The organism is Hydrogenophaga sp. UC242_53 (genome assembly GCF_042696965.1).
Taxonomy (GTDB): Bacteria; Pseudomonadota; Gammaproteobacteria; order Burkholderiales; family Burkholderiaceae_C; genus Hydrogenophaga.
In genome coordinates this window covers 1,112,163-1,124,001 of sequence record NZ_CP170552.1, presented here as the reverse complement: position 1 = coordinate 1,124,001, position 11,839 = coordinate 1,112,163, and the positions used below count along the sequence as shown (strand labels likewise).

Below are 11,839 nucleotides of genomic sequence, written 5' to 3'. Positions count from 1 at the left end.
CGGGTCTCCTGACGAGGCGCCCACAGCGCCTCAAGCGGGTTCGATGCGGTGCAGCCAGCCGGCGTCGAACCAGTCCTGCAGCAGGGCCTGCGCACCTTCGCTCGCGCGGACCACCTGCCGCTGGTCCAGCGCGCGCTGGTCGGCCAGCGCGCGCATGAGGCGGGCATCGGCACCACCGGCACGAAAGCTCTCGCCGTTGATGAAGATGTGGCGTTCGTCGTACATCATGCGCGTGCGCCGGTCCAGCCGCAAGGCGCCCGGCGCCCAGTCCCCCTCGGGTTCGTCGAACCAGATGCGCGGCTTGGGCTCGGTCATGACCTCGCCCAGCGCGCAGGCCAGCGACTCGCGTTCCGCCAGCAGGCGCTGCAAGGCGTCCACCGCGAAGGCTTCGAGCGCGGCAGGCATGGCCGCCGGGGTCGCGGTGGCGGGCTGCCCCGGGTCACGAAAGAGCGTGTCGTCGTCCAGCTCGTCGGCCATGCGCTGCAGCAGTTCACCCGCCAGGCCGCCGCGCTGCGGCGCGCGAAAACCGATGGAGTAGGTGCTGCAGTCCCCGCCCACCGCATCCCCGTCGTGCGCCCAGCGCGGCGGCAGGTACAGCATGTCGCCCGGGTTGAGCACATGCTCTTCCTCGGGCTCGAAATGGCTGAGGATCTTGAGCGGCACGTCGGGCTGCAGAGACAAATCCTTCTGCCGGCCGATGCGCCAGCGCCGCTGCCCGGTGGCCTGCAGCAGGAACACGTCGTAGCTGTCGAAGTGCGGGCCCACGCCGCCGGCGTCGCTGGCCCAGGAAATCATCAGATCGTCCAGGCGCGCGTCGGGCACGAAACGGAAGCGCTGGAGCAACTCGTGCGCGGCATCCAGGTGCTGGTCGACACCCTGCACCAGCAGGGTCCAGCCCGGTTGGCGCAGCGGCGGCAGCTGTGGGCGGGTCAAGGGGCCTTGCCTGAGCGTCCAGCCCTGGGGCTTGCGCACGATCAGGCGCGACTCGACCGCTTCATCGGCGGCCATGTCGAACAGCTGCTGCCGGCTCAACAAGGGCGTGAAACCCGGGATGGCGTTGCGGATCAGCAGCGGCTTTTTCTGCCAGTGCCGGCGCATGAACTGCGCCGGGCTGAGGCCGCCGAGCAGGTCGCAGGGCAGGTCCGGCGCGGGGGCGGACAAAGAGGGGGGGCTGGATGGGGAAGCATGGAGCATGGGACAATTGTCGGATGAAAATCAACCAACAATGCGTGGTCGCGCTGACCTGGACCCTCAAGGACACGCTGGGCGAAGAACTCGACGTGCTCGATGAGCCGGTGGAGTTCCTCGTGGGCGGCAACGACCTGTTGGCCAAGATCGAGGAAGCCCTGCTGAACCACTCGGCGGGCGACACGATCGACCTGCACCTGGAGCCGGCCGACGCCTTCGGCGACTACGACGACCGCCTGCTGTTCCTCGAACCCCGCCACCTGCTGCCCGACGAGATCGAAGAAGGCATGGGTTTCGAGGGCCTGCCCCCGGGCTGCAACCCCTCGGCCCCCAAGGACCGCCTGTACTTCATCAGCGACATCTACCCCGAGCACGTGGTGTTGGACGGCAACCACCCCCTGGCCGGCATCGCCCTGCGCATCAGCCTGAAGGTGCACGCGGTGCGCGAGGCCCGGGAAGACGAAATCGGCCAGGGCACGCTGGGCACCGGCTTCTTCCGCATGCAGGTGGACGCGCCCGACGAACTGCAGGGCCCGGGCCTCACGCCGCCCGGCCCCCACACACTCCACTGATCAGGACACACCCCCGCCGCGCTGCGCGCGTCCCCCTCAAGGGGGCGGTGCCTGTGGCCCGGCAAAGCCGGTTCCGCGGCACCTCTTGATCAAACCGCCTCGCGCGACGACGGTCTTTTATCCTCTGCCCGTGGAACCGTAACCACCGGCGCCGCGCTCGCTCGCGGTGGCGAAGTCGTTCACCACGTTGAACTCCGCCTGCACCACGGGCACGATCACCATCTGCGCAATGCGCTCCATGGGCTCGATGGTGAAGGCCACGTCGCTTCGGTTCCAGGCGCTCACCATGAGCTGGCCCTGGTAGTCGCTGTCGATCAGGCCGACCAGGTTGCCGAGCACGATGCCGTATTTGTGGCCCAGGCCGGAGCGCGGCAGGATCATGGCGGCGTAGCCGGGGTCGGCCAGGTGGATCGCCAGGCCGGTCGGCACCAGTTGCCACGCGTTGGGCGCCAGCACCAGCGGCGCGTCGAGGCAGGCCCGCAGATCGAGGCCGGCACTGCCGGGCGTGGCGTAGGAAGGCATCTGGCTGACCAAACGCGGATCCAGGATGCGGACATCAAGTTTCATAAAAACCGAGACGGTGTCAGTGGGAACGAAAAGGCCCGCTGCACGCAGCGGGCCCCTGCCCAGATACACCATGGACCCGGTCGAGCCGGACCGCAGGTGCAGCTTTCAAGATCAGATCTTCACGCCAGCCATGTACTGGTTGAACGGGAACTCCGAGAAACGGTTCCACAGAATCTGATCGCGCTGGAAGGTGCGCATGTCCTGGTGGATCTTCTTGAAGGTGGGCGACTTGGCTTCGTGCTCGGCGAACACTTCCATGCAGGCCTTGAAGCCGGCATCGATCACCGCCTTGGGGAACGCCTTGAGCTGGGTCTTCTCGGCCACCAGCTTCTTCAATGCGATCGGGTTCACGGCATCGTACTTGGCGGTCATGTCGGTCGCGGCCACGGCCATGGCGGCGTTCAGGATGGCCTTGTTTTCATCCGACAGGGCGTTGAACTTCTTCAGGTTGATGAAGAACTCCAGATCGGCGCCGCCTTCCCACCAGCCCGGGTAGTAGTAGAACGGAGCCACCTTGTGAAAGCCGAGTTTGGCGTCGTCGTGCGGACCGACAAATTCGGCCGCGTCCAGCGTGCCTTTTTCCAGCGCCTGGTACACCTCACCGGCCGGCAGGTTCTGCGACACCACACCCAGCTTGGCCATGCCCTCGCCGAACACGCCGCCGCCCATGCGCATCTTCAGGCCCTTGAGGTCGGCGGCAGTCTTGATCTCCTTGCGGTACCAGCCGCCCATCTGCGTGCCCGTGTTGCCGGCGCTGGCGGTGCGGAAGTTGTACTGAGCGAAGAATTCATCGAGCAGCTTGCCGCCATTGCCATGCTGCTTCCAAGCGGTGTTCTGCCGGGCGGTCAGGCCAAAGGGCACCGCGCAGCTGAAGGCGAAAACAGGGTCCTTGCCGGTGAAGTAATAGGCGGCCGTCTGGGCCATGTCGATGTTGTCGCCCTGAAGCGCGTCCACGACGCCAAAGGCAGGCATCAATTCGCCCGCTGGGTGAACGGAAATCTCGAACTTGCCACCCGACAGTGCCTTGACGGTCTGCGACAGCTTCTCGGCACTGCCGAAGATGGTGTCCAGCGAACGAGGGAAACTCGAAGCCAGGCGCCAGCGCACCGCAGCTTGCGCATGCACGGCCGGTGCCACACCAGCGGCCAGCACGCCGGCCAGGCCGGCACTCTTCACGATAGAACGACGATCCATTGAGATTGCTCCAGGATTGCTTGATGAAAGCTTGAAAGAAAGGCGCAGCCTCTTGCGTGGCACACACCGGGATGAAGAACGGTCTTTTGATTCTATTGATATCTGCCGTGTCTCAAGGGCAAGGCCGCCGAGGGTTTTCCCTCGACAGCCTGCGCTTCGTCACGCCGCAGGCACGCCGCTGGCAGAGCTCACTTGCGGCCGAGGGCTTCCTGCATGGCCTTCATGGGGTCGTCTTCCGTGGCGGCCTTGGCGTCGGGGCCTGCTTCGCCAGCCGCTTCCGGCTTTGCAGAGGGCTGCTCCTGACCTTCTTCTGACGGCGCGGTCTGATCGTCCGCACCGTAGCCACCTTCGGAGCCCGGGTTGAGGTCTTCCATCATCTGCTCTCCCACGGCCTTGAGGTCGTAGTCACCGACCTTGTCGAGGCTGCCCGTGACCAGCCCCGGGAAGGCGATCAGCACACCGACCATGAACAGCTGGATGATCAGGAAGGGGATCGCTCCCTTGTAGATCTGCATGGTCGTGACCGGGGCCATGACCTTGTTGGTCACCCGGTCCACATAGGGCTTGTCGGGCGCCACCGAGCGCAGGAAGAACAGCGCGAAGCCGAACGGCGGGTGCATGAACGAGGTCTGCATGTTCACCGCCAACAGCACGCCGAACCAGATCAGGTCGATGCCCAGCTTGTCGGCCACCGGCGCCAGCAGCGGCACCACGATGAACGAGAGTTCAAAATAGTCGAGGAAGAAGGCCAGGAAGAAGATCAGGATGTTGACCACGATCAGGAAACCAACCGGGCCGCCCGGCAGGTCGGCCAGCAGATGCTCCACCCAGATCGGACCATCGGCCGCCTGGAACACCAGGCCGAAGATCGTGGCCCCGATCAGGATGAACATCACGAAGCTGCCAAGCTTGGTGGTCGTGGCCAGGGCCTGTTTGAGCAGCTTCATGTCCAGCCGCTTGCGCATCAGGGCCATGATGATGGCGCCCATCGCCCCCATGGCACCGCCCTCGGTAGGGGTGGCGATGCCCAGGAAGATGGTGCCGAGCACCAGGAAGATCAGCAGCAGCGGAGGGATCAGCACGAAGGTCACCCGCTCGGCCAGGCGCGAGAGCAAGCCCAGCTTCGCGTACTTGTTGGCCAGGGCCATCACGAGAGCCACGAAGGCACCGCCAGCCATGGCCACGACGACCTTCTCGTCGGTGGGCACGGAGGTCACCTCGCGGCCCAGCCACCAGGTGTGGACTTCGGGCATGTAGCGCGCCAGCACGATGGAGACCATGAACGAGACCACCATCAGCACCAACAGCGACTGGTAGCCGCCGCTGCCATTGGGCTCGCGGTAGATGCGCGCCTCGGTCGGCAGCGCAGGCACGCTGGCGGGCTTGAAGATGGCCAGGCAGGCGATGTAGAGCACGTAACAGCCGACCAGCATGAAGGCCGGGATGAAGGCCCCCTTGTACATGTCACCGACGCTGCGGCCCAGCTGGTCGGCCATGATGATGAGCACCAGCGAGGGCGGAATGATCTGCGCCAGCGTGCCCGAGGCCGCGATCACGCCACTGGAAAACTGGCGGTCGTAGCCATAGCGCAGCATGATGGGCAGAGAAATCAGGCCCATCGAAATGACCGAAGCCGCCACCACACCCGTGGTCGCGGCCAGCATCGCACCCACGAAAACCACCGCCAGCGCCAGGCCGCCACGCATCGGTCCGAAGACCTGGCCAACGGTGTCGAGCAGGTCCTCGGCCATGCCGCTGCGCTCCAGGATCAGGCCCATGAGCGTGAAGAAAGGCACCGCCAGCAAGGTGTCGTTGGCGATGATGCCGATCAGGCGCTGCGGCAGCCAGGCCAGCACCGAAGACGGGAACACGCCCATCTCGATGCCGACGATGCCGAAGGCCAGGCCACAGGCGCCCAGGCTGAAGGCCACCGGGAAACCCAGCAGCAGAAAGATGATGAGCCCCGCAAACATGATCGGGGCGAAGTTCGCCGCAATGAATTCCATCGTCGATTCCTTGGCCGGTTACTGCGAGACTGGCGTGCCTTTGGCGGCATCGCGCTGGCTCAGGATCTCGGCCAGTTCTTCCTCGGCAGACTTCTCGCCGGCCTTGATCGTGGGGTCGGGACCCCGCCCGGTGAGGAAGGCCACGCGCTTGATGAGTTCGGACCAGCCCTGGAGCATCAGCAGGATGAAGCCTGCCGGGATCGCCAGCCACACTGGCCAGCGGATCAGGCCACCGGGGTTGCCCGACATCTCGCCCGAGGTGTACTTCTCCATGAAGATCGGGATGCCGTAATACAGCACGAGCAGGCACACCGGTGTGAGGAAGAAAGCGAAGCCGAGGATGTCAATCCAAATCTGCGCCTTCTTGGGCAAACGGCTGTTGAGGACATCGATGCGCACATGCTCCCGGTTGAGCAGCGTGAAACCGGCCGCTATCAGGAACGACCAGGCAAAGAGATACCACTGGATCTCGAGGAAGGCGTTGGAGCTGGTGTTGAAGGTGTAGCGCACAAGCGCGTTGACGGCGCTGATGACCGTGGAACCCATGATCAGCCAGATCGCGTGTCTGCCCACCCAGGCGTTGAGCCTGTCGATGGCCCGAGAGAAGTTGAGAAGTGCACCCATCCTGATTCCCATTTCTTGTGAACATAGACCCCACACCCCATTTATCGATGGATAAAGAAACACGCAGCGAGCGAAGTACCGCAGCTGCGTGTGGGTGGTATGGAGCGGCTGATTGTAGGGGATGCCTTTTTTGCATCAAAGGGCCTGCGTGCAGGGTAAACCCGTTTTCCACGCTCCGGCGCTGCAGTTCAGCCGACCGCTTTCACCACGGGCGCGAGCAGATTGCCAAAACGCGTGCGGATGGCGCGTTCGATGCCCGTTCCATCCAGCCCCAGACCGGCCAGCAGCCGAGCCGGATCGCCGTGGTCGACGAAGGTGTCCGGCAGGCCCAGCTGCAGCACGGGCAGTGCGAAGCCCTCTGACTGCAAGGCCTCCATCACGGCGCTGCCAGCGCCACCCATCACACTGCCTTCCTCGACTGTGACCAAGGCGTCGTGCGACGAGGCCAGCTCGCGCAGCAGTTCCACATCGAGCGGCTTGACCCAGCGCATGTCTGCCACGCTGGCGCCCAGCTTCTCGCCGGCGGCCAGCGCGGGCTGCAGCAAGGTGCCGAAGGCCAGAATGCGCAGCGCGCCGGCCCTTGCGGCGCAGCTCGCCACGGCCAAAGGGCAGGCCTTCGAGCCCGGCGGGCTGGGCCACACCCGCACCTGCACCGCGCGGATAACGCACCGCCACAGGCTGGTTCTGCGCGAACGCGGTGCTCAGCAGCTGGCGGCACTCGGCCTCGTCGGCCGGGCAGGCCACGGCCATGTTGGGGATGCAGCGCAGGTAGGCGATGTCGTAGGCGCCCGCGTGCGTGGCGCCGTCGGCACCGACGAGGCCGGCGCGGTCCAGCGCGAACACCACCGGCAGGTTCTGCAGCGCCACGTCGTGGATGAGCTGGTCGTAGGCGCGCTGCAGGAAGGTGGAGTAGATCGCCACGACCGGTTTGAGCCCCTCGCAGGCCAGGCCGGCGGCGAAGGTCACGGCGTGCTGTTCGGCGATGCCGACATCGAAGTAGCGCGCGGGGAAGCGGCGCTCGAACTCGACCATGCCCGAGCCTTCGCGCATGGCCGGCGTGATACCGACCAGGCGCGGATCGGCCTCGGCCATGTCGCACAGCCATTGGCCGAACACCTGGGTGAAGGTGGTCTTGGACGGTGTGGCGGGCTTGGTGATGCCCACCGCGGGGTCGAAGGTGCCCGGGCCGTGGTAGGCCACGGGGTCTGCTTCGGCGAGCTTGTAGCCCTGGCCCTTCTTGGTGACCACGTGCAGGAACTGCGGGCCGCTGTCGGTGTCGAGCAGGTGGCGGATGTTCTCCAGCGTGGGAATCAGCGATTCGAGGTCGTGGCCATCGATCGGCCCGATGTAGTTGAAGCCGAATTTCTCGAACAGCGTGGCCGGCACCACCATGCCCTTGGCGTGCTCCTCGAAGCGCTTGGCCAGTTCGAACAGGGGCGGCGCCCCCTTGAGCACCTGCTTGCCCACGTTTTTCGCGGCGGCGTAGAACTGCCCGCTCATGAGCTGGGCCAGGTAGCGGTTGAGCGCCCCCACAGGCGGGGAGATCGACATGTCGTTGTCGTTGAGCACCACCAGCAGGCGGCCCTCGGCCACGCCGGCGTTGTTCAGCGCCTCGAAGGCCATGCCGGCGGTCATGGCGCCGTCGCCGATGATGGCGATGGACTTGCGCGGCTCGCCCTTGATCTTGGAGGCCAGCGCCATGCCCAGCGCGGCCGAGATGCTGGTGGACGAGTGCGCGGTGCCGAAGGTGTCGTACTCGCTCTCGTCGCGGCGCGGAAAGCCGCTGATGCCGCCGAACTGGCGCAGCGTGCCCATGCGGTCGCGCCGGCCGGTCAGGATCTTGTGCGGGTAGGTCTGGTGGCCCACGTCCCAGACCAGGCGGTCATCGGGGGTGTTGAAGACGTAATGCAATGCCACCGTGAGTTCCACCGTGCCGAGGTTGGAGCTGAGGTGACCGCCCGTCCGCGCCACGCTCTGCAGCAGAAAAGCGCGCAGTTCATCAGCCAGCGGCGAAAGTTGCGTGCGCGCGAGTTGGCGCACATCGGCGGGGGATTCGATGGTCGACAACAGGGAATTCATGGGCGGGGGCGCTTGGGTCATGGTGGATCGGCCTTGTTTCGGGCCTCAGGACGCACGCCGCCCCACCCAGTCGGCCAGGGCGTGCAGGGTGGCGGTGTGGTCGAGGCCGGAGCGGCGCAAGGTGTCGTGGGCCTGGGCCAGCACGCGGTCGGCATAGGCCTGTGCCTGGTCCAGCCCCATCAGGGAGACGAAAGTGGGTTTGTCGGCCGCGGCGTCCTTGCCGGCGGTCTTGCCCAGCGTGGCCGAGTCGGCGGTGACGTCGAGGATGTCGTCCACCACCTGGAAGGCCAGGCCCACGCAGGCGCCGTACTCGGCGAGCAGGGCCAGGGCCTGGGGCGAGGGCGTGCCGGTGGCCGCGCCCATGGTCACGCTGGCCTGCAGCAGGGCACCGGTCTTGCGGCGGTGCATGGCTTCGAGCGCGGGCTGGTCAAGTGCCACGCCCACACTGGCGAGGTCGACGGCCTGCCCGCCGGCCATGCCGTCGGCCCCGGCCGCGAGCGCCAGCAGGCGGCACAGGCGCGCGCTCATGCCATCGCTCAGGCTGCCGTCGCCCGGCACCAGCAGTTCGAAGGCCAGGGCCTGCAGCGCGTCGCCCGCCAGCAGGGCCTGGGCCTGGCCGAACTGCACGTGCACCGTGGGTTTGCCCCGCCGCAGCACGTCGTTGTCCATGCAAGGCATGTCGTCGTGCACCAGCGAGTAGGCGTGGATGAGTTCGACCGCGCAGGCCGCGCGCATCGCCGCCGCCGCGTGGCCGCCCACCGCTTCGCAGGTTGCGCAGCACCAGCAGCGGGCGCAGGCGCTTACCGCCGTCGAGCACGGCGTAGCGCATGGCGTCGCCCAGCCCGGCGGGCGCGTCGGCGGACACCCAGCGCTCCAACGCGCGTTCCACCGCGTCCTGTTGCGCTTGGCGCCAGGCCACGAAATCGTGGGTATCGGAGAGCACGGCGTTCACGGCGCGTCCCAGGGCTTGAGCGTGCCGCCTTCGAGCACCTTGATCTGGTTTTCCACGTCATCCAGCCGCGAGCGGCAGAACGCGAGCAACTCCGCGCCCCGCTGGTAACGGGTCAGCAACTGGTCCAGCGGCAGTTGTCCGGCATCGAGCTGGGCCACCAGTTGCTCCAGTTCTTCCAGCGCCGCCTCGTAGCTGGCGGGCGCATGGGGAGAAGGGGCCGCACGGGGGGCGCGGGAGGGGGAAGGTGTGGGCATGGATTCTGTGGGCTGAGGCCCTTCGCAAACCGCGGTACTTGCTTCGCCGCGCGGTGGGGCGGGCTGCATGGGCCCGGCCTTGGGGTGCTGAAGATGGCCTGGTGAAACCGGCATTTTATGCCCGGCAGGGATATTCCCCCCCGGGGTACAATCCGCTCTCTTTTTTTCTCCACACCTCTTCACTACGGACAGCCCCTGTCCGGAGGGACGCACCACCCCACCCATCCCGCGCGAATTCGTCTGACGAGCACAGCGCTTACCCTGCCCCTTCATAGGGGGAGTCTCTAGGTCAGGACCACCATGTCTGATTTAAGTCTTCAACTGCAGCAGGCCGCAAGCCAACTTCCGGTTTCCAGCTACTTCAGCGAGGCGCTGTTCCAGCGCGAAAAGGAAACGCTCTTCCAGCGCGGGCCCCGGTATGTGGGGCACCAACTCGCGGTTCCCCATGTGGGGGACTACCACGCACTGCCGCATGAGGCCGGTGGTCGCGCCCTGGTGCGCACCGACAAAGGGGTGGAGCTGGTCTCCAACGTGTGCCGCCACCGCCAGGCCGTCATGCTCAAGGGCCGGGGCAACCTCGGCGAGACCCGCAGCGGCAGCGCCGGCGGCAACATCGTCTGCCCTCTGCACCGCTGGACCTACAGTGGCACGCACGGTGAACAGGCCGGGCGCCTGCTCGGCGCGCCGCACTTCGAGCAGGACCCCTGCCTGAACCTCAACAACTACCCGCTGCGCGAGTGGAACGGTTTGCTGTTCGAGGACAACGGACGCGACGTGCAGGCCGACCTGGCGAACATGGGGCCACGCGCCGCGCTCGACTTCGAGGGCATGGTGCTCGACCACGTGGAGCTGCACGAGTGCAACTACAACTGGAAGACCTTCATCGAGGTCTATCTGGAGGACTACCACGTCGCCCCCTTCCACCCGGGCCTGGGTGGTTTCGTCACCTGCGAAGATCTGCGCTGGGAGTTCAAGCCGGCGTACTCGGTGCAGACCGTGGGCCCGGCCAACCTGCTGGGCAAGGCCGGCAGCCCGGTCTACCAGCGCTGGCACGAGCAGCTGATGCAGTACCGCCAGGGCAAGATGCCCGAACACGGCGCGATCTGGCTCACCTACTACCCGCACATCATGGTGGAGTGGTACCCGCACGTGCTCACGGTCTCGACCCTGCACCCCGTCAGCGTGGACAAGACCCTCAACATGGTCGAGTTCTACTACCCCGAGGAAATCGCGGCCTTCGAGCGCGAGTTCGTCGAGGCGCAGCGCGCGGCGTACATGGAGACCTGCATCGAGGACGACGAGATCGCCGAACGCATGGACGCCGGGCGCAAGGCCCTGCTCGCGCGTGGCGACAACGAGGTCGGCCCCTATCAGAGCCCGATGGAAGATGGCATGCAGCACTTCCACGAGTGGTACCGCCGCCACATGGCGGGCGCCATCCCGGGCTGACGCCATCGGCACCGGCATGTGCCCTTCGCCCACAGGAGCCTGATCCATGCAGGCCCTGTGGATGCTGCTCGCCTCGCTGTTCTTCGCCTCCATGGGCGTGTGCATCAAGTTCGCGTCCAGCCACTTCAACAGTTTCGAGATCGTCTTCTACCGCGGCGTGGTGGGTGCGATCTTCCTGATCGCGATGACGCGCGTGAACGGCGTGTCGCTGCGCACCAGCATGCCCATGATGCATGTCTGGCGCAGCATTGTCGGCACGATCTCGCTCACCGCCTGGTTCTTCGCCATCGCCGCCCTGCCCCTGGCCACGGCCATGACGCTGAACTACATGAGCAGCGTGTGGATCGCCACCTTCCTGCTCGGTGGCGCCCTGCTCATGCAGGGGCGCAACGCCCCCATCCGCGAGCAGGGCCCCTTGTTCCTCACGGTGCTCATGGGCTTTGGCGGCGTTGCGCATGATGCTGCGCCCCACGCTGGCCGACCACCAGGTGGTGGGCGCGCTGGTGGGCCTGCTCTCGGGCATCTTCGCGGCCTTCGCCTACCTGCAGGTGGCCGCGCTCTCGCGCGCCGGGGAGCCCGAGAGCCGCACCGTCTTCTACTTCTCGATCGGCGCCGTGCTCGCCGGCGGAATCGGCATGCTGTTCGCGGGCGTGAGCCCCTGGCATTGGCCCAGCGCCCTGTGGCTGCTGCCCATCGGCCTGCTGGCGTTGTTCGGCCAGCTCTGCATGACGCGCGCCTACTCGCGCGGCGCGACCATGGTGGTGGCGCAACCTGCAGTACTCGGGCATCGTGATCGCCGGCATCTACGGCATCGTCTTCTTCGGCGACCAGCTGCCGCTGATGGGCTGGCTGGGCATGGCGCTGATCATCGTCAGCGGCATCACCGCCACCGTGCTGCGCACCCGCACCGTGCCGAATGCACCCGCGGAAGAACACTGAGGGGCATCTGCCCCA

Annotated in this window: 8 protein-coding genes and 3 pseudogenes; 3 read left to right on the top strand and 8 right to left on the bottom strand. The window is 66.4% G+C overall.

Annotated elements, in window-relative coordinates:
• Positions 1-30 precede the first annotated feature (30 nt).
• Positions 31-1,194 carry a JmjC domain-containing protein gene (locus tag ACFJI0_RS05805; RefSeq protein WP_382323749.1) on the bottom strand — a complete coding sequence of 388 codons (1,164 nt, stop codon included), beginning with the start codon at positions 1,192-1,194 and terminating at the stop codon, positions 31-33.
• 14 nt (positions 1,195-1,208) lie between these two features.
• On the opposite strand from ACFJI0_RS05805, the gene ACFJI0_RS05800 reads away from it, so the two are divergent.
• Positions 1,209-1,760, top strand: coding sequence for a peptidylprolyl isomerase (locus tag ACFJI0_RS05800; protein ID WP_382323748.1), 552 nt, complete (start codon positions 1,209-1,211; stop codon positions 1,758-1,760).
• 117 nt (positions 1,761-1,877) lie between these two features.
• On the opposite strand, the gene dut is transcribed toward ACFJI0_RS05800, so the two are convergent.
• The 7 genes and pseudogenes from dut to xseB form a co-directional block, all read right to left on the bottom strand.
• The gene (dut, locus tag ACFJI0_RS05795) at positions 1,878-2,327 is read right to left on the bottom strand and encodes a dUTP diphosphatase (RefSeq protein WP_382323747.1); all 450 of its coding nucleotides are present in this window, start codon (positions 2,325-2,327) and stop codon (positions 1,878-1,880) included.
• 111 nt (positions 2,328-2,438) lie between these two features.
• A complete protein-coding gene (locus ACFJI0_RS05790) occupies positions 2,439-3,521 on the bottom strand; it encodes a TRAP transporter substrate-binding protein DctP (protein WP_291111820.1) in 1,083 nt (360 codons plus the stop codon).
• Between the two features lie 188 nt (positions 3,522-3,709).
• Entirely contained in the window at positions 3,710-5,527 is a 1,818-nt protein-coding gene (locus ACFJI0_RS05785; protein ID WP_382323746.1) for a TRAP transporter large permease subunit, read from the bottom strand.
• Positions 5,528-5,545: 18 nt separating this feature from the next.
• The gene (locus ACFJI0_RS05780) at positions 5,546-6,151 is read right to left on the bottom strand and encodes a TRAP transporter small permease subunit (protein WP_382325535.1); all 606 of its coding nucleotides are present in this window, start codon (positions 6,149-6,151) and stop codon (positions 5,546-5,548) included.
• 188 nt (positions 6,152-6,339) lie between these two features.
• Positions 6,340-8,230, bottom strand: a pseudogene (gene dxs / locus ACFJI0_RS05775) (1-deoxy-D-xylulose-5-phosphate synthase).
• 45 nt (positions 8,231-8,275) lie between these two features.
• Positions 8,276-9,173: pseudogene (locus ACFJI0_RS05770) on the bottom strand (polyprenyl synthetase family protein).
• Between the two features lie 5 nt (positions 9,174-9,178).
• Positions 9,179-9,436: an exodeoxyribonuclease VII small subunit gene (gene xseB / locus ACFJI0_RS05765; RefSeq protein ID WP_382323745.1), complete on the bottom strand. Its 258-nt coding sequence runs from the start codon at positions 9,434-9,436 to the stop codon at positions 9,179-9,181.
• A 300-nt stretch (positions 9,437-9,736) separates the two neighbouring features.
• On the opposite strand from xseB, the gene ACFJI0_RS05760 reads away from it, so the two are divergent.
• Positions 9,737-10,885: an aromatic ring-hydroxylating dioxygenase subunit alpha gene (locus tag ACFJI0_RS05760; protein WP_382323744.1), complete on the top strand. Its 1,149-nt coding sequence runs from the start codon at positions 9,737-9,739 to the stop codon at positions 10,883-10,885.
• 46 nt (positions 10,886-10,931) lie between these two features.
• Positions 10,932-11,824, top strand: a pseudogene (locus ACFJI0_RS05755) (DMT family transporter).
• Positions 11,825-11,839 lie beyond the last annotated feature (15 nt).

Bases quoted from the DNA above. Each gene is read 5' to 3' on its own strand.
- ACFJI0_RS05780 (WP_382325535.1), bottom strand. From the start codon at position 6,151: ATGGGTGCACTTCTCAACTTCTCTCGGGCCATCGACAGGCTCAACGCC.
- ACFJI0_RS05805 (WP_382323749.1), bottom strand. From the start codon at position 1,194: ATGCTCCATGCTTCCCCATCCAGCCCCCCCTCTTTGTCCGCCCCCGCG.
- ACFJI0_RS05760 (WP_382323744.1), top strand. From the start codon at position 9,737: ATGTCTGATTTAAGTCTTCAACTGCAGCAGGCCGCAAGCCAACTTCCG.
- dut (WP_382323747.1), bottom strand. From the start codon at position 2,327: ATGAAACTTGATGTCCGCATCCTGGATCCGCGTTTGGTCAGCCAGATG.
- ACFJI0_RS05800 (WP_382323748.1), top strand. From the start codon at position 1,209: ATGAAAATCAACCAACAATGCGTGGTCGCGCTGACCTGGACCCTCAAG.
- ACFJI0_RS05790 (WP_291111820.1), bottom strand. From the start codon at position 3,521: ATGGATCGTCGTTCTATCGTGAAGAGTGCCGGCCTGGCCGGCGTGCTG.
- xseB (WP_382323745.1), bottom strand. From the start codon at position 9,436: ATGCCCACACCTTCCCCCTCCCGCGCCCCCCGTGCGGCCCCTTCTCCC.
- ACFJI0_RS05785 (WP_382323746.1), bottom strand. From the start codon at position 5,527: ATGGAATTCATTGCGGCGAACTTCGCCCCGATCATGTTTGCGGGGCTC.